Here is a 22,073-nt window from a genome sequence, read left to right as displayed (position 1 = left end):
ATCAACGCTGGACGGGACGCGCGCCGGGCGCAGGTGGCGTTGCAGGTGCCGGCGCAACGGACGACGGACCGGCCGGCAGCTGTGGCGGCTGCGCACGCAGGTAGTCGCGCACCAGCGCATCCAGCGCCGCTTCCGGATCGCCATCGGCCAGCTGACGCTCGCGCAGGTAGTTGTAGCGCGGCGCGGTCATGCGCTGGGCATCGGCTGCATCGCGAATGATGGTGGGGCGAATGAACACCATCAAATTGGTCTTGTCGCGGTTGCGCGATTTGTGCCGGAACAACGCGCCCAGGCCGGGCACATCGCCAAGTAACGGCACCTTTTCCACGGTCTGGCGGTCGTTCTGGTCGAGCAGGCCGCCAAGCGCGACGATGGCGCCGTTTTCCACCACCACGCGTGTTTCGATCTGGCGCTTGTTGAACACCAGCTCCGACGATTGCGCGCTGACCGGCCCGGCAATCGCCGAGACTTCCTGCTTGATCGCCAGCGTGATGCCGCCGGCGGTGTTGATCTGCGGGCGCACTTCCAGCTCCACGCCCACATCTTGGCGCTGGATGGTGCGGAATGGGTTGTCGTTGGCCGCGCCGAGCACTTCGCCGGTGGTGATCGGCACCTCCTGGCCTACCAGGATGCGCGCCTGCTCGTTGTCCAGCGTCATGATCGAGGGCGTGGACAACAGGTTGGAGCCGGTGTCGCTCTTGACCGCATCGATGATCATGCCGAACACCGCATCGTTGCTTTGCCCGGCCAGGCCGATCAAGCCGCCACTCAAGCCCAGCAACGATTGCGCAGCCACATTGCGCGCCTGTTCCAGCACCGAATCGTCGTCGGCATTGCCGCTGCGCGTGCCAGCTGCCGCCGCTGCCAGCGGCACGATGCCTGGCGCCGCGCCGCTGTATTGCGTGGCGAGCAAGGGCACCGTGCCATTGCGGCCAGCCAGCAGCAGCTGCACGCCCAGGCGCTTGGCGGCGGTGTCTGAAATCTCCACCACGATCGCTTCGACCAATACCTGCTCGCGATGCACATCCAGCTGCCGGATCACATCCATCAAGGCGCGCTGGGTTTCCGGATCGGCATTGATGATCAACGCATTGGAGCCTGGGTAGCGCACGATCACCGGGCGCTTGCCTGCCGCCGGCGCGATCACCTGCGTCTGCGCCGCGCCGCTCGCGGTGGCCACATCCACTGCATTGGTACGTGTTTCTTGCCCGGCCTGCGCCTCGTTGCCTGGCGTCTGCCCGACCAGCTGCTGCAGTACCGGCAACAATTGCTCCGCGCTGGCGTGCTGCAGGCGCACCACGCTGACGTCGCCGCGGCGCTCGGCGCGCCCGTCCAGATCGACTGCGGTGCGTACCACGCGCTGCAGCAGCGCGGGGTCGCCACGCACGATCAAGGAATTGCTGCTTTCCACCGGCAACACCGACAACACATTGCTGCGCTCGCCGCCTTGCCCGAACAGCGAGGTCAAGGTGCGCGCCAGTTCCTGCGCCGAGCTATTGCGCAGCGTCACCGTATCGATGGCCGCACGGTCGGTATCGATCTGCGCCACCAGCGTGCGGATGCGTCGCAGGTTATCGGCGTAGTCGGCAATCAACAGGCTATTGCCTTGCGGCATCGCCATGATCACGCCACCGCGCCCGACCAGCGGCTTGAGGATTTCTGCCGCGCTGCGTGCTTCCACGCGCTGCAGGGTGAAGACCTGCGTGGCAAATCCCAGGTTGCCGTTGGCGGCGCTACCCGGCTGCTGGGCGGCGGTGTCGTCGGGAATGATGCGGTAGGTCGATGGCCCGCTGGATACCGCAATCAATCCATTGGCACGCAGCACGGCCAGCAGCATGCCCAGCAGATCGGCTTCGGACATCGCCTGCGCGCGCGCCACGTTGACCGAGCCCTGCACACGCGTGTCCACGATGAAGGTAATGCCGGTGGCGCGCGAGACGTCCTGGATGAAAGCGCGCAGGTCCACGTCCTGCAGGCGCACTGCCGGCGCATCGGCAGCATGCAGTGCGGTCATCGGCACTGCGGGTAGCGCGAACAACAACGCGGCCGAGAGCAGCCAGAGCGGGCGGACAGCAATCATTGCGGGCGCTTCAAGGTCATGGTGTGGGTCTGGCCGTCGCGGCGGTAGGTCAGCGTGGCGCTCTGGCCATCGCGCAATTCTTCCTGCAACTCGCGCAGATGCTCTGCATCGAGCGTGCGGCCATTGATCTGGGTCAGCACATCGCCCGGCGCCAAGCCGGCCTGACGCAGCAGCGCGCCATCGCCGCGCGGCATGATGGTGAAACCGCCGCCATCGGCGCTGGCGCGCAAGCCGGCACTGGCGAGCAACTGCTGCGGGTCGACGGCGGTGGCTGCGCTCGTGCCTGCTGCCGCGCTGACATTCGATTGCACTGCTGCCGCGACGGCAGCCGATGCGGTGGGGCCCGCTGCTGCAGGAGGGAGCGCTGCTGCCGCAGCAGCGGATTCACCCAATGCAATGCGACGCACACTGCCGCCCGCGCGCACCAGCACATGATCGGCCGCGATCGCCTGCACCACCACGCCGGGCGCAACCGTGTCGCCTACGCGATAGACGCCTTGCCGACCGTCGCTACCGCTGAGATAGGCGGCCGCCTGGGTGCCGCCAGCACGCACGCCGTGCAGCACGATGCCATCGCTGTTGGCGTCGGATGCGATGCGATAGAACACATCGCGACGCAATGCCGACACGTCGGGACGCGTGACCGAAGTGCGCTGCGCAGTGCCCAATGGCCCGATCGGCGTGAGCACCAGCCACAACAGGCGCACACCTTGCAGCACCAGCAATGCAACCACGCCGCACGCCACCGCCGTGCGAGCGCCCGGCGCCAGCAACAAGGAATTCAACGAGGGCCAGGCGCGCTGCAAAGCGGACATCCGTCTCAGGATTTCGATTGGATGACAGAATGCGGCGACAATGTGTCAGTTCGAAGAAGCCGATGACAAATACCGACACACGGCGCCACATGGAAAATGCAAAACGCCCGCCATGCAATGCACAGCGGGCGTTTGCGATACGGGCAACCGCACCTCAAATCAGAAGCGCGCTGTCACACTGATGTCATAGCTGATGCCGGGCTGGTAGGTGTACAGGTCCACCCGGTTGCTCCCCACCTTCTGGTACTCCTGGTACTTGGTCTTGAGCAGGTTGCGCGCGGCAAAATTCACCGACACCGTATCGCCCGACCACGCCAGCCCCTTCTTGATCACCAGATCCAGCGAGGTGCCCGGTTTGTCGATGTAGTCAGGCTGCCCGGGGCGACCACGCGCGGACACCCGCTCGCCCACGTAGTTGGCGATCAGTGTCGCCTGGCTGTGCGTGCTCTCGCTTTCCACGCCGATCTGCAGGTTGGCGATGTCATCGGACTGGCCTTGCAAGGCCGAGCCATCGCGAATGAACAAGGTTGCCTGCACCGGTGCACTGAAGCCGAACGGCTGCACCGTATCGCCATCGCTGGCACTGACCTTGGACTTGGTGCGCGTGTAGTTGCCGGACACGAACATGCGCTTGTCGCCCCACCCGTCGGCAGCGATCGGCAACTGCAGATACTTCTTGGCCTCCAGCTCCACGCCATACAGCGTGGCCTTGGGCGCATTGATGAAGCTCTGCACGATGCCGCCGCCGGGGGCGTCGTTGACGATGGCTTCGATCGGCTTGTCGATGTTCTTGTAGAACGCGCCGACGGTGACGTACTGGCCCGGTTCGAAGAACCATTCGTAGCGCGCATCCAGGTTGACCAGCTCGCTATCGACCAAAAACGGGTTGCCGAAGAATTGGCGGTCGATGTCCGGGTCCAGATACTGCTGTGGCGCCATTTCGCGAAATTGCGGGCGTGCGATGGTCTTGGAAGCGCCAAAGCGCAGCTGCTGGTTCTCGGCAAAATTCCAGGTGAGCGTGGCCGACGGCAGCGCATAGCTGTTCTGCAACGGTGCCACGCCGTCCTGGCGCGTGCCGCTGAAGATGTCGTACGGATGCACCGCCTGGGTGGCGTCTTCATAACGCACGCCCGCCGTGGCGCGCAGTGTCGGCACGATCTCGCCCTCCGCCTGCAGATACGCCGCCTTGACCTTCAAGGTCGCCTCGTAGGCGGCCGCACCGAAACTGCCGGTGGTTTCGCGCAGGCGCAGCAGATCGTTGCTGAGGTTGTAATCGGAGAACAGATAATCCACGCGCTGATACTGGTTCAGGAACGGCAGCGGGCCGTCCAGCGCCAGGAAGCGGAATTCGCGGCTACACGCGCTGCGGTCGTTGTCCAGATAGGCCAGGCCGCCCTTGACGGTGAGGTCGTGCTCCATCGGCAAGCGCCAGGTGACATCCACGCCGCCGCTGGCCACCTTGTCGTCGACCTTGCTGAAGCGGGTGTAGTTCTGCACCCGCGAGGCGTCGTGCGCCCAGTAACCATCCAGCCGCTCGTAGCGAATGCCGGTTTCGTACGGCACATCGCGGCTGGCGTTGGCCACTGCAGCCCGCCATTCGATCTTCAGGTCATCGTATTGGCCGAACGCGTGCGTGCCGCGCAGCTGGTTGTTGATCAACTGCCGCGCGTACCACTCGGTGTTGTCGTCGCGCACGTCAAAACCTGCCAGCTCGTCGCGACCGGCGCGGCTGCGCGCCACCTTCAAGGTGTCGTGCACGTACAACGTGGTCCAGCCGATGGCATGCCGGCCGTATTCCCACCCCAGCCCCAGCATGCCGTTGCTGCGCACATTATTGCGGGTGGTGGCGAAGTCGTAATTGGAATTGAACTCGACGCTGTCGCCGACAAAGATACCGTCCTGCTGCTTGCCGGTGCGCGTGCGCCACTCGTTGTCGTAGCTGGCCACCGCGATAACACCCAGTTTCGCCTCGCCCACGTCCATGCTGTAACCGGCGCTGCCGCCGACATTGACGTCCGGAGCGATGCTGTCCTTTTCCTGCAGCACATACAGGTTGGCATCGTTCAAACTGCGCCCGATGCGGCGGATGTCTTCGCGCGAAAAGCTGCCCAGATCGACCCGGCGGCCGGTCCTGATCGCATCGCGCAAGGCAGCAGGCTGCTTGCGCGTACCATCATCAAAACCCCACTCGTCATCGTCGGAGCCGTAATAGGTCAGGCCTTTTTCGCCGGTGCTGACGCTGTTGGCACCGCCACCCACGGTCAACGACAGGAATGGCTTGTCGGGGATTTCCATCGACTGCAGATCGATCACGCCGCCGCCGAATTCGCCCGGATAATCGGCCGAATAGGTCTTTTGCACGGTCACGCTGGCCAGCACGTCGCTGGGGAACAAGTCCAGCGGCACCACGCGCTGCATCGGCTCGGGGCTGGGCAGCGGCGAACCGTTGAACAACGCCGACGAATAGCGCTCGCCCAGGCCGCGCACATACACATACTTGCCGCGCGACAGGCTCAGCCCGGTGACACGCGTCAGCGCCACCGCGGCGCTGCTGTCGCCAGTGCGCTCCATGTCTTCGCGCGTCACGAACGAGGCCACTTCGGAGGTTTGCAGCATCGGCTCGGGAATGTATTCGCCACGCACCACGACCTGGTCGAGTTGCTTGGGCACACTGGTACTGGCCGCGCTGGACGTACTGCTGCCGGCGTCGGCATCGCTGGTGGTCGACTGCGCCATGGCGGCGCCGGACATCAGCAGGGTGGAAATGGAAAGAGACAGGCCCGTCCGCGAAAGACGGGCAACAGCAGAGGTTCGCATCGTGGGAGCCCTGGCAACAGAAAGATGAAGCTGGACGCATCGCACGGCGACCGATGACCGCCGTGCGATGCCATGCCTCAGCAGGGACGATCGGCGGTCAGGCCGCAGGTCCAGCCCTGCCACCACGTGTCGTTGGCATCGCGCACGCCACCGATGTAGTTAACCTGTTGGAAGAAGCTGCTCACCCCGTTCAAGCCCTGGAACGCCGGTACTGCGGATTCATTGGCGCCATTGACGAAGGTGTTATGCAATGTGGACACGCCATTGGCGACATTGTTGGTGCCGGCTGCAAACTGGCTGGCCGCACGCGCGTCGCTGCCGAAGGCGGTCGGGCAGGCGAAGAACACCGAATTGAAGGTACCGAGCGTGTCGGTATCGGCCAGGTTGAAGCACACCAGCCCATCACCGGTGCCGCCGGCTGGGCGGGTCACCACCGAGTTGTAGAACGCGGCCTGCGTGCCCTGGTTGAGCATGATCGCCGCACCGGCGCGCGCATTGCCCACGTAGGTGAAGTTGGCCACCTTGGGGCGCGAATACGGCTGTCGACGCAAGCTGCTCCACTCGTTCATGCGGTCGCCGCCGCCGGCGCGCTGCACCACGATGCCGAACTGCAGTGCACCGCTCCAACCGGCATCGGTATCCAGCGAATCGTCGTCGGCACCGGTGATGACCAGATGGCTACCGTTGACCGTACCGCCGAACCATTCGATGCCGTCGTCGGAGCTGTTGTGGATCTGCACATAATCCAGCTTGGTGCCGCTGCCCACGCCCGCCAGCGTGATGCCTTGCAATTCGTTATTCGGCGAAATTTCGAAGCCCGAATACATCACGCGCAGGTAGCGCATCGAACCGCTGTTGTCGGTGGCGTTGTTGCCGCCATAGAACGCGTTAGTCCCCTCGACCTGCGCCTGACATTCCGGCGTACCGGACACCGTGGTGCCCGGGCAGTTGTTGATCGCCGCACGCCCCAGCACCACGATGCCGCCCCACAGGCCGATGGTGTTGGCACTGACCGTACTCTCCAGCGCCTGACGCGCGGTGAACACGATCGGCGCAGTCGCACTGCCTTCGGCAAAGATCTGCGAACCGCGATTGACCACGATGTAGTCGCTACCGGCCGAGCCGAACAGGGTCACGCCCGGCTCGATGGTCAAAACACCCTGCGTGCTGCCGGCTGCCGGTGCGGTGGCGTTGCCACCGCGGTCGGTACCTACATTGACGCGGCCGCTGATCGAGTAGACGGTGCCCGCGCGCGCCGGCACCACCAGGTTGCCATTGATGGTTTCCGGCAACTGGCAGGCGCGTAGCGTGTTGTTGGCGATGGTGCCGACATTGGAAAAACCGCTCGGGCAATCGGCGGCCGGGCCGCTCGGTGCAGGTGCCGGCGTTGGTGCAGGCGTGGGCGCCGGCGTCGGCGCGGGGGCCGGTGCCGGCGGGAATGCGCCTTCACCTGGCGAGGCGACACGGTCGGCTCCGCCACCACAGGCCGACAGCGCCAGTGCGGTACCAAACGTCATGAGAAGTGTCTTGCTGCTGTTGCGAACGGCCATGCGGCTGATCTCCAGGTCAAAGGGTCCGGTATGAAGAGGAGTCGTCAAGAATTGGTGGCGTTCCGCGCACTGCAGTGGCGAGCACGTTCAAGATCCCCGTCACTTTTATAGTGGGCGTCTGTTTCATTTGTCTTACCGCGACACAATTGACATACGAGTGCCACACGACGACATGCATTGTAGAGCCATGACACACACAGATATCCCCAATCCGCTGGCCGACTGGATCGTGGCGCAAGCCGTGGCCGGCCATTCGCCCGAGCAAGCGCTACAGCCGCTGCTTGATCAGGGCTGGAACGAGCAGGACGCCATCGATGCGGTCGAGGCACTGGTCCGTGCGCACATCCAGCAACACGCGCAAGCGAATGGCTTGCCGATGCCGGTGCGCGTGCCCGCGTTGCAACAGGACACCGATGCGTCGCTGCTTGCGTTGGGCGACCGCGATGTGCGCGTGCTGGTCAGCCTGTTGCTGCCACGCGTGGTGGTACTCGGCGGTTTTCTTTCCGACGAGGAATGCGATGCATTGATCGCCTTGGCCCAGCCGCGCCTGGCGCGCTCGCGCACCGTGGACGATGCAAGCGGAGAGCACGTGGTGCATGCAGCACGCACCAGCGACAGCATGTGTCTGCGCGTCGGCCAGGATGCGCTGTGCCAACGTATCGAAGCGCGCATCGCGCGCCTGCTCGACTGGCCAGTCGATCACGGCGAAGGGTTGCAGGTGCTGCGCTACGCCACCGGTGCGGAATACAGGCCGCATTACGATTACTTCGACCCGGACGCAGCGGGCACCCCGGTATTGCTGCAGGCCGGCGGGCAACGCGTCGCCTCGCTGGTGATGTACCTCAACACGCCAGAACGCGGCGGCGCGACGCGCTTTCCCGATGCGCATCTGGATGTCGCTGCAGTCAAGGGCAACGCAGTGTTTTTCAGCTACGACCGCCCGCACCCGATGACACGCAGCCTGCACGCCGGTGCGCCGGTATTGGCCGGCGACAAGTGGGTGGCCACCAAGTGGCTGCGCGAACGCGCAGTGCGCATGCCCGCATAAGCACGGCAACAACGCGCCGGCGGGATCGGCCACGTCGGCCGCCAGCGCGGAACGGCACAGCACCTGCATCGCCTGCAGTGCGGTAGCTATTGGCTATTGGCGGTTCCCCACGCTGCGCATCGCCAATACGCAAACCGCGCACCACGCGTTGCAACACGATTCTTTGCTGACCGTCGCCAAAGACGGCAGCAGCACACCACGAATTGAATTTGCCAGCAAATGTTATAACATGTCATTTCTGACACATAATTCCATTGCCCCCAGGTCTTGTCCGCTTCATGAAGATCCATCCCCTCGTGGCGACTGTCGCCGCTCTGCTGTTCGCTGCCGACGCACGCGCGCAGTCCTCCGATTCGGCACTGACGCTCGGCAAGGTCGACGTCCATCAGCATCACGAAGGCCAGCTCAGTGCGCATCAGGTGCTGACGTCGGTGGATGTCCTGGGCGCCGACCAGATCGAGGACAAGAACGTGTCCTACAGCTGGGAATTGCTGGGGCAGATGCCAGGCATGCAGTTGACCGAAACCCGCCAGGGCGCCGAATCGGGCAAGGTCAGCTTCCGCGCCTTCAACGGCGAGGGCTATCTCAATGCGATCAAGACCCTGATCGACGGCATTCCCAGCAACGTCAACAGCGGCAACCAGCGCTTCATCGACATGCTGTTTCCACTGGAAATCAGCTACATCGAGGTGGTGCGTGGCACCAACGATCCGCGCTATGGGCTGCACAACATCGGCGGCAACATCAACTTCGGCACTCGCCAGGGCGGCAGCTACACCGATGCCCGCGTGGCCTACGGCAGTTACGCCAGCCGCGATGCGCAGATCGCGATCGGGCGCGAACGCGACGGATTCGCGCAGAACTACTTCATCGGCGCGCAGGCATCGGATGGCTATCGCGCGCACGATCGTTCCAGCAAGTATGTGCTGGGCGGCAAATGGTTCTACGGCAACCTCGACGACGGCATGCGCATCGGTCTGACGGCACGCACCTACCGCAACCAGGCCGACGAACCGGGCTTCATGACCGCAGCAGAGCTGCAGGCGGATCGGCGCAGCTCGGACCGCCGCAACCGCAACGATGGCGACGACCGCGACATGCAGCAGCTGGGCATGCATCTGGACCTGAAACTGACCGACGCCCTGTTCCTGGGCAGCAAGCTTTACTACAACCGCTACGAAGACGACCGCCGGGTGACCTTCAGCGACCTGCCCACCGGCAATGCGCCGCGCCAGCGTCGGCGTTGGAACGAAACGCAGGTCGGCATGCTCAACACCCTGACCTTGCGCGCCAACGACCTGCTGACCCTGGAAGGCGGCATCAACTACGAACATCAAGACAATGCATACCGGCGCGAGCGCTTCAACTATGCCGAGCCCACCGACTTTGCCGCAGCGCCGGCGCGCATCCAGAACGCGGACCGCTATACGTTCGACAACTGGGGCGCCTACGTACAGGCCATCTATCAGCCGGTCGAGGCCCTGAAGCTGGTGCCGGCCTATCGCGTGGACCGCTTCGACGGCGACACCCAGCTGCCGGGTGCGGTACGCGCACCGCTGCAGCGTTACGGCAGCATCGGGCAGCCCAAGCTCAGCGTGATCTACGCCCTGACGCCCAGCACCAACGTGTACGCCAACTGGGGCCGTACCTTCCAGGTGTTGACCGGCTCCACCGCCCCGGCCTATCTCACCCCAGGGCAAGCCGGCATCCGCCCTTCCACCAACACCGGCGTCGAGCTGGGCATGAAATTCAGCCCATTTGCAGGCAGCCAGGCGCGCGTCGCCGTCTGGCAACAGGATGCGGAAAACGAAGTCTCGAACATGCCGGCCACCGGCACCACCGTGACCTTGGGCAAGACGCGTCGCCGCGGTGTGGATGCGCAGATCAGCGCACAGCTGGGCGATCGATGGACGCTCTGGGCGTCGCATGCCTACCAGGAAGCCAAGATCACGCGCGACGACCGTGCCGCCGCATTGTCGCTGCAAGGCAACGAAGTCATCGCCACGCCCCGCTACATCAGCAACATCGGCGTGGACTACCGCGCGACCGAGGCGTTGCAACTGGGCCTGCAGGGGCGCGCCCAGGGCGACTACTACCTCGAGGAACGCAACGTGGCAGGCAAGTACGGCGGCTTTGCGACGCTCGACCTCACCGCGCGCTACACGATCAACCCGAACTGGAGCGTGGACATGCAGGTCCGCAATGCCACCGGTCGCGCGTATGCCTACGTGTGGTACGACAGCTTCTTCTGGGCACAGGCGCAGCCCATGTTCTCGCCGGCCGCCGGACGGCAGCTGTATCTCGGGCTGAGGATGAAGCTGTAACGGCCGCGGTCGCTGTGGCGACGTGCCAGCCACTGGTCCGCAACGCAGCGTAGCGACTGCACAACCTTGCATCGCACAGCCAGCAGCGGATGCCGCGCCGCGGCCGCGGCACGCTGCCGTGGAGCAAGCGGTCGTGCAGCGCGACGCGTTAGATCGCTGCGGCAACACGCGGCCGGCAACCAGGACCGCGCTGCCGCCCGGCTCCGTTTACCGCAGCGGGCAGGCACCTGGCCTGCCGCGGCTTCGTCAAGCAGCGTCACCGCCGTCCAAACAGGCGCCGATCGATCCGCACCATCACAAATCGCAATGGCGTCCATGCCAGACATAGCCCGGCGAGAATGCCCAGCGTATCGGCCAGTGCATCGTACGGGTCGGCGCTGCGATTGGTGGTCAGCGCGCCTTGCGCGATTTCGATGCCGATGCCCAGCAGCACCAATCCGAACGCAGCCAACGCCAGCGCGCGCCGGGTGGCAAACAACTGCACCGCTCCCCAACACAACAGCGCGAAGGTCAGGAAATGCTCGGCCTTGTCGCTGTTGGACGGCAACTCCGGAAACTCCGGCGGCGGCCCCATGCACACGGCAATGACCACAACGATCGCCGCGACCCACAAGCCCACCCACAAGCGCGGCCGATGAAACGGTCGTAGTGCCGAACTCACAACCGCCATGTCAGATCGCCGGACAGGAATGCAGGGGCAAAATCGACATCGCGCGAGAAGCCCATCACCTGGAAGCGCTCGCCCATCTCGCTGGGCAGGGTCAGCCGCTTGATCTGTTCGCGCAGACGCATGCGCCCCACTTCATCGGTGCGCGTATCGGCCTGCGCCAACAATGCGTCCAGCCCATTGCCGAGCAGGAAGCTTGCTTGCGTGCAATACCCGGCCAACTCGAAACCTGCGCCGGTGCCTGCCTCGGCCAACGCGGTGAAGTCCACCGATGCGGTCAGATCCTGCAGACCCGGCCAACGGTAGAGATCTTCATGCATGCGATGCCGGTAAAACGCACGCAAGGTGCCGTCCTCGCGCTGCGCACGATAGAACTCGCCGCGCGGGTAACCGTAGTCGACGAACAACATCGCGCCACGCTTCAAACCGCCGGCGACCGCCTGGACCCAGTACGGCAATTGCGGCAGCAGCTCGGAGCGATAACCATCGGCGAACGGCTGCTCCAGATAGCGCTCCAGGTGACGCACGGCTGCGCTCAGCAACGCATCGGCCGGTTGCTCGCCACGCGCGAAGTGCTGCTGGGCATCCAGCACCACGGTTTCTTCATACACCTGCCCATCGCGCAGTGCGAAGCGCGGCGTGGGCAAGGCGTCGATGACTTCGTTGGCAAACAGCACGCCATCCCAATCGTCCGGGAATGGCGCATCCAGCCATTCCACCAGATCGAACACCGGCGGGATCAGGCTGCGCCCCAGCCGCTCGCGCTGACGTTCGCGCAGGTCGGCGCTGGGCTCCAGAATCGCGTAGCGCTCGGGCAACGCGTCCAGTTCCAGCAGCCGCTTGAGCGTGACTTCGGCAAACGCACCGCTGCCGCCGCCCACTTCCAGCACCCGCGCCTGCGGCCCGAGTTGCTGCAATACCGGCGCCAACGCGCCGGAGACGGTGGCCGCAAACAACGGCCCCAATTCCGGGGCGGTGACGAAATCGCCGGCCTCGCCGAACTTGCTGGCGCCGGCGCTGTAATAGCCCAGGCCCGGCGCATACAGCGCCAGCTCCATGAAGCGCGAGAACGGAATCGCACCACCGGCGGCCTGGATTTCGGCGCGTACGTGCGCAGCCAACCGGTCGCTATGGGCCAGCGCGTCCGGATCGGGTGTGGGAAGGTCGGCGTGCATGCGGGCACCGGTTGCGGGGACAATGCACAGGATAGCCGAGCCCTCCGCAACGCCGAGCGAGTACGCCATGACAGACAGTTCCAAGGTGGTGTTGATCACCGGCGCAGCCCGCCGCATCGGCGCGCAGATCGCCACCACGCTGCATGCTGCCGGCTACCGCGTTGCGCTGCATGCACACCGCTCCGCCGAGGTGCTGGACGCACGTGTGGCCGAACTGTGCGCCCAGCGTGCCGGCAGCGCACACGCCCTGCACGCCGATCTGCGATTGCCCGACGCACCTGCGCACTTGGTGGCCGACTGCCTTGCCGCCTTCGGTCGCCTGGATGGCGTGGTCAACAACGCCTCGGCGTTCTACCCCACCCCCGTGGGCGCGGCCACGGCAGCGCAGTGGGACGAATTGTTTGCGGTCAATGCACGCGCGACGTTCTTCATCGCGCAAGCCGCCGCCGCGCAGTTGCGCCAGCGGCGCGGGGCCATCGTCAACCTCACCGATCTGCACGCGCAGCAACCGATGCGCAACCACCCGCTCTACAGCGCCTCCAAGAGCGCGCTGGAAATGCTGACCCGGTCGCTGGCGCTGGAACTGGCGCCACAGGTGCGCGTCAACGCGGTCGCGCCTGGCGCCATCCTGTGGCCGGAAGAAGGCAAATCCGCCGACGCCAAGCAGGCGCTGCTCGCGCGGACGCCACTGGCGCGCATCGGTACGCCGGAGGAAATTGCCGAAGCGGTGCGCTGGCTGCTGGACGACGCCAGCTTCGTCACCGGCCATACCCTGCATGTGGATGGTGGCCGCCAGCTCAGTTGAACGCCGCTTCGGTGGCCTGCGCGCTTGCGCTGCGCAGGGACGCTCTCTGTGTCATGCACGTGAGCTCGGCTGCGACCTCGCCGGCGTGCGTCACTGCCAGACAGTGACGCCCGTCATCGCGCGACCTGCGCGCCTGCCCGGCCGCGCTCAGCCGCGCTGCCTGCACAGCGCTATTGCGTGACGCTCAACTGCGGCGCAGCCGCATCCAGCTCCACCGTGGCAAACGCGCTGCCGTGCTGCGGATGCGCCTGCCACAGGGCTGCCAGCGTCTGCCCGCTCAGCGGGTCGATGAAGTCCGGCGCGATGTCGGCCAGCGGCTTGAGCACGAATGCGTGTCTGAGTTCGGGCCGCGGGATGCGCAGATGCCCGGGGCCTTCGACGATACGGTCGCCGAAGAACACCACATCCAGATCCAGGGTGCGGTCGCTGAAACGCGGGCCGCTGCGATCGCGTCCATGCGCATCTTCCAGTGCATGCAGCCAGCGATCCAGCGCGTCCAGATCCAGATCGGTCTGCAGTACCACCGCGTTGTTGACGAAGTCCGGCCCATCGAAGCCCACCGCGGGCGTGCGGTACGCGGGCGACACGACGATCTGGCCGAAGCGCGCGCGCAGGGCGGCGACAGCCAAGCGCAGGTAGTGGGTCGGCTGGACGTTGCTGCCGAGGCTGAGAAGCACGGTGGTCATACGTTATTCGCGCACGCGGCCGGCGTGGACGTCAACTGTTGCAATCGTGTTGCATCCATCGACGCATGCACCGGGTGCGCGCAAACGTAGTGTCAGGCCACTTCCAGCGCATGCGAAACGGCGCGGAACACCCGGCGCATTTCCAGCGGCTTGCGCAGCACATGCACTGGCAGATCCGCCGGGAAATGCGCACGCTGCAACGGCGCGCCAACATCTTCCAGCACGATCGCCGGCCCCTGGTAGCCCAGCTCCTGCATGCTCAGCAGCACACTCACTGCCGAAAGCAGGATGATGTCGCTGTCGATGATCACCAGATCCGGCATCGCATGCTGCTGCACCAATTGCAGTGCCGCGGCGCCATCACTGGCCAGCTGCGGCTGATAACCCTGGCTGGAGAGCGCATTGCCCAGTAGCGACAGGCGCGTTGCCTCGCCATCGACCAGCAAAATGCGCTGCCCGTGACCAAGCGGGAGCGGCAGTTCGGCTTCGGTCACCGCCGCCGACACCGCACGCATCGGCACGATCATGTCAAAGCGCGTGCCTTCGCCCAGCCGGCTATCGACCACGATGCTGCCGCCATAGCTTTCGATGATGCGCTTGCACGAAATCAGTCCCAACCCAGTGCCATCGGCCTTGGTGGTGAAGAAAGGACTGAACAGGCGCGCGCGGGTTTCGTCGCTCATGCCTACCCCGGTGTCGGACACGCTCATGCGCACGCGCGAGGCATCGTAGCGATCGGCTGCCAGGATCAGTCGGCCGCCCTCCGGCATCGCCTGGATCGCGTTCAAGCCCAGGTTGAGCAGGCATTGCTGCAGTTCGGTGTAGTTGGCCTCGATGGTCAGGTCCGCAGCGATGGTGTCCATCTGCAGACGCACGCCGTCGGGCAGGCTGCTCTTGAGCAGCATCTGCACGGCCTGGAACAGATTGGCGATGGAGACCTGCTCGCGCGGCTTGTTGGAACCGCGCACGAACGAGAGCATCGACTCGGCCATCTCATGCCCGCGCCGGCCGCATTCGGCCACCACGTTGGCCAGCTGACGCAGCTGCGGGTCGTCGGTGCGCCCGGCCAGCAGGTCGGGCACGATCAACAACGGTTGCAGGATATTGCGCAGGTCGTGGCTCAAACCGGCCGCCAGCATCGCCAGGCTTTCCAGACGCTGTGCGCGCATCAGCTCGCTTTCCACGCGCTGGCGCTCCAGATCGGCGCGCGCCTCGCGGATCGCGCGGATTACCGCGCTCGGCAAGCGCGTCGGATTGTGCTTGATGATGTAGTCGTTGGCGCCATCCTGCAGCGCCTTGACCGCGGTCTCCTCGCCCATGGTGCCGGAGACGAAGATGAAGGGCGTGGCGCCGTTCTGGCGCACCAGGCGCAGCGCCTGGTGGCCGGAAAAGCCCGGCATGCTCAGGTCCGACAGCACGATGTCCGGCTGGAACTCATCCAGCGCGGCGCGCAGCGACGGCTCGCTGTCCACACGCTCGAATGCCGCATCCAGCCCGGCCTCGAGCAACTGATCGGACAACAGCTCGGCGTCTTCCGGTGAATCTTCCACCAGAAGGATCTTCAGCTGCTCCAGGTTGCCCCCCTCATGCGGCATGGTTCAGTCCAGCTCCGGTGCCTGGTTGATGACCGCCCAGAAGGTGCCGAGCGTCTTGACCGCATTGAAGAACTGGTCCACGTCCACCGGCTTGACCACATAGGCATTCACGCCCAGGTCCCAACTGCGGGCCAGATCGCTTTCTTCGCGCGAGGACGACAGGATCACCACCGGCAGGCGCTTGAGCGTTTCGTCGCTGCGCACCTGCTTGAGCACTTCCAGCCCGTCCAGGCGCGGCATCTTGATGTCCAGCAGCAGCACGGCCGGCAGGCCTTCCTCGCGGTCGGCAAACACGCCACGGCGCAGCAGGTAGTCCATGGCTTCCACGCCGTCTTCGACGTGCACGATGGGATTGGCAAGGCGGGCTTCGCGCAAGGCGTCGACCGCCATCTCCGCATCGGCCGGGCTGTCTTCTGCCAGAAGAATGGTACGGATGGCGGTCATGCAATGAACTCTTGGTTGGGCGCTTCAAGCGCAGGAGGTAACACGAAATAAAACGTGGCGCCCTCGTCGACGGCGCCTTCGGCCCACACCCGGCCGCCGTGACGCGTCAACACGCGCCGCACGCTGGCCAGTCCGATGCCGGTACCAGCGTATTCGCTGGCCTTGTGCAAACGTTGGAACACACCGAACAATTTTCCGCTGTATTCCATGTCGAAACCGGCGCCGTTGTCGCGCACGCTGAACTGGTGGCCGCCGTCGGACATCGGCGTATAGCTGACCTCGATTTTGGCCACCTCGCGCTTGGCGCTGTACTTGACCGCATTGCCGAGCAGGTTCATCCACAGCTGGCGCATCATGTTTTCGTCGGCAACCAGCACCGGCAGCGGTGCGATATGCCATTCCACCCGGTGGCCGGTGTTCTCGCTCTGCACGCTGGAATCCAGGATCGCACGCGTTTCGGCCACCAGCGACTGCATGTCCACCGCCTGCAGGCGCAGCGCACCGCGGCCCAGGCGCGAATACACCAGCAGATCGTCGATCAGCGAGGCCATGCGCCGCGCCGAGCTGCTGATCACTTCCATGTAATGGCGCGACTTCTCGTCGGCCGCATCGCCCAGGTGGCGCGCCAGCTTGTCGGAGAATCCGGCCACGTGCCGCAGCGGGGCGCGTAGATCGTGCGAGACCGAGTAACTGAAGGCTTCCAGCTCGCGGTTGACTTCCGAGACCTGCTCCACCTTGCCTTCCATCTGCCGGTTGAGCTCCTGGATACGCAACTGCGCGGCCTTCTGCAGGCTGATGTCGCTCACCGTCATCAGCACCACGTCTTCGTCGGTGCTGTCGGGCAACGGCATGCGGCGTGCATTGATCAACATGGTGCGTAGCACGCCGTCGGCGGCGCGCTGCTCGTGTTCGAAGTCCCACAACTCGCGTCCACGCAACAACACGTCCGCCAGCCGTTGATGGATCTGCGCATCGCGCCAGACGCCCTCGCCCACCTCTTCCAGTGGCATCAATTCGTTGCCGCGCTCTTCCAGGCCATACAGGTCGGCGAAGGCCGGGTTATGCAACACGATGCGCTGGCTGGCATCCAGCAACACGATCGGCTCGCGCACGGTTTGCAGCACCGAGCTGGCGCGCCCGTTGGCGCGCAGGTATTCCTGCTCGGCCGCCAGGCGGCGGCGGATCTGCCGCTGCAGCAGCCAGGTCACCGTGCCCAGCAGCAGCAACTGCACCCCCAGCGCCGCCCAACTCAGCACTGCGTAATGCAAGCGCTCGGTCTCGGCGCGCGCATTGCGCAGCGCCAGCAACCGGCCTTCGGCGCTTTGCAGGTCGTCGATCAGCACACGGATCGGGTTGTTCACGGTCATGTCGTTGATCAGCGCGCGTATTTGCTCCGGCGCGGTGGTCACCGCAATGCGCTCGGCCAACAACAGGCGCCGTTCGATGGTGCTCTGGATACGCCCGATGCGTACCAGCTGCGCGGGGTTGTCCTTGGTCAGTTCGATCAGTCGCTGCACGGCGGCCAGCGCCTCGCGCCGGCCGCGGCGCATGCGCTCGTTCAGCGCCTCGCGCTCCACGCCGTGCGAGCGCATCAGCGCCGCCGATTCGGCATCGCGCATCGCCGCCTCCAGGCGCTGTGCGGTCTCCTGCACTTGCTGGCTATGCGACACCCACGACGCAGCCTGGTTCGCGTTGCGGGCCATTTGCTGCAGCAACAGTGAGGGCACCACCACAATCAGGAATACGGCAACCGCCAACAAAGGCAGGCGCCAGCGATCCCATTTGTCTGCTTGGACCGTTGTTTGCATTGCTGGACCGAATTCCGCTCACTGCAGGGCCAAGGACTGATCGGCATTGTCTCCGATCACGCAGCTTGCCAGATTAATGATTCAGAGAAATCATGTCAGCCTACGACATAGCTGAATAGGCATAGCATACGTGCAGTATGCGTGAAAACCGCGCGAGTGCGTTGCCGACCATCGGCTCAGCTGACACCTCCTCAAAACGAAAAAAGGCGCACTCCGTGGAGTGCGCCCGGTGCTCGGGTCGCCGCCTCGCCTCGGCGACCCGGCATTCGCAGCAGCTGCGCTTACTTCTTCGCAGCGGTGACCTTCAGGCCGGTCGACTTGACGCTCTTGACGCCCTCGATGCCCTTGGCAACGGCAACGGCCTTGTCATGCTCGGCCTGGGTGGCAACCGCGCCGGTCAGGGTCACGATGCCGTTCTTGGTCTCGACCTTCACGTCGGTACCCGAGACATTGTCGGTGGCCAGCAGATCGGCCTTGACCTTGGTGGTGATCCAGGTGTCGGTGACCGGCTTCTTGGACTCGTTCATGCCGGCAGCGTGGTCCTTGTGGTCGGCATGTTCCTGCGGTGCCGCAAATGCCTGCGACGCGCCGAGGGTCAGACCGAGCGACAGCGACAGAGCCAGCAGCTTGCGTGCATGCGTCATGTTCTTCATACCAAGCACCTCCTGTTGAATGTGGGCGCAGCTTGCGGTGGCGCTCGTCGAGCAGACGTGACCGTTGCATGCAGAGGTTGTGAACCCTGCGCACACGGGCAGGTGCAATACCATGCGGGCTCCCTCCGTCGTTGCGATGAACCGTTTTCAATGCCTAAACAGTTCAATCTGGCCGTCGTCGGCTACGGCTATGTCGGCCGCACCTTTCATGCACCGCTGATCGCAAGCACCCCCGGCCTGCAGTTGCACAGCGTGGTGTCGTCCAAGCCACAACAGCCGCAGTCCGATTTTCCCGGCGTCACCGTGGTGGCCGACCTCGACAGTGCGCTGGCCGATCCCGCACTGGATGCCGTAGTGCTGGCCACCCCGAACCACACCCATGCCCCCTTCGCGCTGAGCGCCCTGGCCGCCGGCAAGCATGTGCTGGTGGACAAGCCATTTGCATTGGATGCGACGCAGGCGCAGCAGATGGTCGATGCCGCCGATGCGGCGGGATGCATCATCAGCGTGTTCCAGAATCGCCGCTGGGATGCGGACTTTCTCACCGTGCGCCGGCTGATCGAAGAAGGCCAGCTGGGCGAGGTGGTGGAATTTCATTCGCACTTCGACCGCTATCGCCCGCAGGTCCGCGACCGTTGGCGCGAGAGCGATGGCCCCGGTGCCGGACTGTGGTACGACCTGGGCCCGCATCTGCTCGATCAGGCGATGCAGTTGTTCGGTATGCTGCAGGGCATTGGCGCGGATCTGCAACGTCAGCGCGAGCAGGCGCGTAGCGTGGATTATTTCCACGTCACCCTGCACTACCCTCGGCTGCGCGTGATTCTGCACGCAGGGTCGCTGGTGGCCGATGGCAGCCTGCGCTTCGCCGTGCATGGCACGCGCGGCAGTTACCTCAAGCACGGCCTGGATACGCAGGAAGACCAGCTGCGCGCCGGCCGTCGCCCCGGCACGGTCGGCTGGGGCGTGGACCCTTTGCCGGGCACGCTCACCCGCGTCGATGACGAAGGCCGCATCCACACCCATCAGCCCGACAACCTGCCTGGCGACTATCGGCAGTGCTACGCCGCCTTCCGCGACGCGCTGGCAGGCACCGGCGCGGCGCCGGTCAGCAGCAGCGATGCGGTGCAGCTGATGCAGTTGGTGGACCTGGCGCAACGCAGCGCTGCGGACGGCCAAGTGCAGTGGTTGGATGCCGCGCGCGGCTAATAACGCTGAGACGGTTGCCCACTTCCAGCGGTGCGCGCCGCACTCCAGGCGCGCACCGTCATTGCATCCAAGTCCTTACGCGTCCTTGCTACCGATCGTCGGCGCTGCCGAGGTCGTGGTCATCACCGCGTGGCCGCCGAACTGGTTGCGCATCGCCGCCAGCAGTTTGTCGGTAAACGAATCCTTGTCGCGCGAGCGCAGCCGCTCCATCAGCGACAACGTGATGACCGGTGCAGAGACTTCCAGATCGATCGCTTCGGCAACCGTCCAGCGGCCTTCGCCCGAATCGGCCACGAATGGCGCAATGCCGGCCATGGTCGGGTTGTGCGTCAATGCATCGGCCGTCAGATCCAGCAGCCACGAACGCACCACGCTGCCATCGCGCCAGATTTCGGCAACTTGGTGCAGATCCAGCGCAAATTCGGCCTTGTGCTGCATCAGCGCGAAGCCTTCCGCGTAGGCCTGCATCATTCCGTATTCGATGCCGTTGTGGACCATCTTGGTGAAGTGGCCGGCACCGCTCTGGCCAACGCGTCCCCAGCCCTTGTCCGGCGCCGGCGCGAGCGTTGCCAGGATCGGGTGCAACGCCGTCACCGCCGCTTCGTCGCCACCTACCATCAAGCTATAGCCTTCCTGCAGGCCCCAGATGCCACCGCTGGTGCCGCAATCGACAAACGCAATGCCACTGGCGTGCAGCAATGCTGCGCGCCGCTGCGAATCCTTGTAGTACGAATTGCCGCCATCGATGACGATGTCGCCGGCCTGCAGCAAGGGCAGCAGCTGCGCCAGCGTGTCATCGACGATCTTGCCGGCCGGGACCATCAACCACACCACGCGCGGGCTCGGCAGTGCCGACACCAGCGCTGCCAGCGCATCGGCGGTGACGATGCCCTTGGCTTGCGCGCTGGTGCGCGCGTTCGCGCCTGGATCGTAGCCATGCACGCGATGCCCGCCATTGACCAAACGCTCGGCCATGTTGGCGCCCATGCGGCCCAGTCCCACCATACCCAGTTCCATAATCGCTCCTCATGATCTGATCAGTGCAGGGTGCCACGTTCGGCGTACGCTGGCGTGGCGGAATTCTCAATGGATTGTTCCGCGACGGTGGCGGCGCTGCACTGCTGCAGCTGCCAGTCGATCCACCGCCAATACAAGGTGGTGCGCAGATTGTGCAACGTCAGGTCGATGGCATACGGGGTGCGCGGGTTACGGTCGAGCAGGCGTGCCACGTGGTAGCCGATCGGCTTGGTGCCCTTGGGGTGCACATAGACCAAAAAGCCTTGGTAGAACGGGTCATCCAGCAGCATCTGCAGCTGCTGCAGCCGGGTCTGCTGCTGCGGGTCGAGCGTGGCGCGCAACGTTGCATCGCGCTCGTAAAGCAGGCGCTCGAAGCGGCGCTTGCCAGGCCCACGCAACTGCTTGGCCAATTCCCAGATCTGCCGGTTGCGCGCGTCGTAGTACGCAAAGCCACCGTGCCGCGCCAGCGCCTGCGCGGCTGCATCGCTGACATCCACCACCACGAAATTCTCGGCCTGATTGTGGATGTCATCCAGGTAAGACGTGTCGAACACATGCGCGATGAAGCCTGGTGCGCCCACGAACGCCTGCCGCCCGAGTTGTGAGGTTTTCACTGCCTTGCCGTCGGCGAAGAATTCACCGGCATGCGCACCGAGCAGGATGCTGTCGGTGTCGTGCAAGGTCAGGAATGTACCGATCGACAATTCGCCTGGCGTAAACGCCTTATCGAACCCGGCATCGCCGAACAACTCGCGCTGGGTGGCCAGCTGAGCCACCTGTCGGCCGACGCCACATTCGGAGCGCACCTGGCCGCGGTAGAACGCATCCAGCGCCTGCGCATTGCTGCCGCGCGGCTGATACCCGCGACCGAAGCTGCGAAAACCGCTCCAGCCCTGCGCGGCTGCGCCACGCCAGCCGAATCCGACCCAGCCCAGCTGCACCGCCGAGAAGCGGTAGCGCGGGTTGTTCTGCAATTGCGTGACCGCACGGCGGGTGGCTGCACCGAGTTCGAACGCATAGGCGCAGTGCGTGGCTGCATCGTCCAGCACGGCGGTCAGCGCTGCGCGGCGCTGTTGCGTGTCCCAACCGGCTGGAAGCGTCAGCTGCAGATCCCCGGCGGCCTGCGCCTGCGCAAGCGTGCCGTGCGTACACGGTTCACCACGTGTGAGTACCGGTTCGCGCACCGCGGCGCGATGGATGGTCCAGCCCAGCCGTCGCAGCAATGCTTCCACGCAATCTGCGCTGGCAGCATTTGCGGTCTGGCTTGGCGCAGCATGGGCGACCTGCAGCAGCTGCCCCGCCAGCAAGCCGCCTGCACACGCCAGCGCGGCAAGCCGGCGCAGGCGCGCATACCGTGGCGGCATCGACGCCGTTGGTGAGCAC

17 protein-coding genes are annotated in these 22,073 nt (G+C 65.0%); 4 read left to right on the top strand and 13 right to left on the bottom strand.

Annotated elements, in window-relative coordinates; genetic code table 11:
- Position 1 precedes the first annotated feature (1 nt).
- The 4 genes from gspD to ACCQ00_RS03645 all read right to left on the bottom strand — a co-directional run bounded on the left by gspD (position 2) and on the right by ACCQ00_RS03645 (position 7,262).
- Complete coding sequence (gene gspD / locus ACCQ00_RS03660) at positions 2-2,080, bottom strand: type II secretion system secretin GspD (RefSeq protein WP_039573276.1); 2,079 nt, start codon at positions 2,078-2,080, stop codon at positions 2-4.
- Entirely contained in the window at positions 2,077-2,895 is an 819-nt protein-coding gene (locus tag ACCQ00_RS03655; RefSeq protein WP_039573272.1) for a type II secretion system protein N, read from the bottom strand. The genes gspD and ACCQ00_RS03655 overlap by 4 nt, the downstream gene beginning before the upstream one ends.
- Before the next feature lie 159 nt (positions 2,896-3,054).
- Positions 3,055-5,712, bottom strand: coding sequence for a TonB-dependent receptor domain-containing protein (locus tag ACCQ00_RS03650; protein ID WP_372354067.1), 2,658 nt, complete (start codon positions 5,710-5,712; stop codon positions 3,055-3,057).
- A gap of 77 nt (positions 5,713-5,789) precedes the next feature.
- A complete protein-coding gene (locus tag ACCQ00_RS03645; protein WP_372354066.1) occupies positions 5,790-7,262 on the bottom strand; it encodes a beta-helix domain-containing protein in 1,473 nt (490 codons plus the stop codon).
- A 187-nt stretch (positions 7,263-7,449) separates the two neighbouring features.
- On the opposite strand from ACCQ00_RS03645, the gene ACCQ00_RS03640 reads away from it, so the two are divergent.
- Entirely contained in the window at positions 7,450-8,310 is an 861-nt protein-coding gene (locus ACCQ00_RS03640; protein ID WP_039573263.1) for a 2OG-Fe(II) oxygenase, read from the top strand.
- Between the two features lie 278 nt (positions 8,311-8,588).
- Positions 8,589-10,634, top strand: a complete 2,046-nt coding sequence (locus ACCQ00_RS03635) for a TonB-dependent receptor (protein ID WP_039573260.1) — start codon at positions 8,589-8,591, stop codon at positions 10,632-10,634.
- A gap of 256 nt (positions 10,635-10,890) precedes the next feature.
- Here the strand turns inward: ACCQ00_RS03635 and ACCQ00_RS03630 are convergent, their stop codons facing one another.
- Both ACCQ00_RS03630 and ACCQ00_RS03625 read right to left on the bottom strand, forming a co-directional pair.
- Complete coding sequence (locus ACCQ00_RS03630; protein WP_039573257.1) at positions 10,891-11,304, bottom strand: VanZ family protein; 414 nt, start codon at positions 11,302-11,304, stop codon at positions 10,891-10,893.
- Complete coding sequence (locus ACCQ00_RS03625; RefSeq protein WP_170922308.1) at positions 11,292-12,545, bottom strand: class I SAM-dependent methyltransferase; 1,254 nt, start codon at positions 12,543-12,545, stop codon at positions 11,292-11,294. Before ACCQ00_RS03625 ends, ACCQ00_RS03630 begins: the two co-directional genes overlap by 13 nt.
- Between ACCQ00_RS03625 and ACCQ00_RS03620 the strand changes: the two genes are divergently transcribed.
- A complete protein-coding gene (locus ACCQ00_RS03620) occupies positions 12,544-13,281 on the top strand; it encodes a pteridine reductase (RefSeq protein ID WP_039573254.1) in 738 nt (245 codons plus the stop codon). The genes ACCQ00_RS03625 and ACCQ00_RS03620 overlap by 2 nt on opposite strands.
- Positions 13,282-13,451: 170 nt before the next feature.
- On the opposite strand, the gene folK is transcribed toward ACCQ00_RS03620, so the two are convergent.
- From folK to ACCQ00_RS03595, 5 genes are all read right to left on the bottom strand, one after another.
- Positions 13,452-13,967 carry a 2-amino-4-hydroxy-6-hydroxymethyldihydropteridine diphosphokinase gene (gene folK, locus ACCQ00_RS03615; RefSeq protein WP_017155336.1) on the bottom strand — a complete coding sequence of 172 codons (516 nt, stop codon included), beginning with the start codon at positions 13,965-13,967 and terminating at the stop codon, positions 13,452-13,454.
- A gap of 92 nt (positions 13,968-14,059) precedes the next feature.
- A complete protein-coding gene (locus ACCQ00_RS03610) occupies positions 14,060-15,562 on the bottom strand; it encodes an ATP-binding response regulator (RefSeq protein WP_039573251.1) in 1,503 nt (500 codons plus the stop codon).
- A gap of 3 nt (positions 15,563-15,565) precedes the next feature.
- Positions 15,566-16,006, bottom strand: a complete 441-nt coding sequence (locus tag ACCQ00_RS03605) for a response regulator (RefSeq protein ID WP_017158470.1) — start codon at positions 16,004-16,006, stop codon at positions 15,566-15,568.
- On the bottom strand, positions 16,003-17,814 hold the full coding sequence (locus tag ACCQ00_RS03600) for a sensor histidine kinase (RefSeq protein ID WP_039573246.1): 1,812 nt from the start codon (positions 17,812-17,814) through the stop codon (positions 16,003-16,005). The genes ACCQ00_RS03605 and ACCQ00_RS03600 overlap by 4 nt, the downstream gene beginning before the upstream one ends.
- A gap of 281 nt (positions 17,815-18,095) precedes the next feature.
- Entirely contained in the window at positions 18,096-18,467 is a 372-nt protein-coding gene (locus tag ACCQ00_RS03595) for a BON domain-containing protein (protein ID WP_008572114.1), read from the bottom strand.
- 150 nt (positions 18,468-18,617) lie between these two features.
- On the opposite strand from ACCQ00_RS03595, the gene ACCQ00_RS03590 reads away from it, so the two are divergent.
- Positions 18,618-19,673, top strand: coding sequence for an oxidoreductase (locus tag ACCQ00_RS03590; protein ID WP_039573243.1), 1,056 nt, complete (start codon positions 18,618-18,620; stop codon positions 19,671-19,673).
- Positions 19,674-19,748: 75 nt separating this feature from the next.
- Here the strand turns inward: ACCQ00_RS03590 and gnd are convergent, their stop codons facing one another.
- Positions 19,749-20,690 (bottom strand): phosphogluconate dehydrogenase (NAD(+)-dependent, decarboxylating), encoded by a 942-nt coding sequence (gnd, locus tag ACCQ00_RS03585; protein ID WP_039573240.1) that lies wholly within the window; start codon positions 20,688-20,690, stop codon positions 19,749-19,751.
- Positions 20,691-20,710: 20 nt separating this feature from the next.
- Positions 20,711-22,054, bottom strand: coding sequence for a hypothetical protein (locus tag ACCQ00_RS03580; RefSeq protein WP_039573235.1), 1,344 nt, complete (start codon positions 22,052-22,054; stop codon positions 20,711-20,713).
- Positions 22,055-22,073 lie beyond the last annotated feature (19 nt).

It is taken from the genome of Xanthomonas sp. NCPPB 3761 (genome assembly GCF_041475705.2).
GTDB lineage: Bacteria > Pseudomonadota > Gammaproteobacteria > Xanthomonadales > Xanthomonadaceae > Xanthomonas > Xanthomonas phaseoli.
This window is presented reverse-complemented; position numbering and strand designations above follow the sequence as displayed.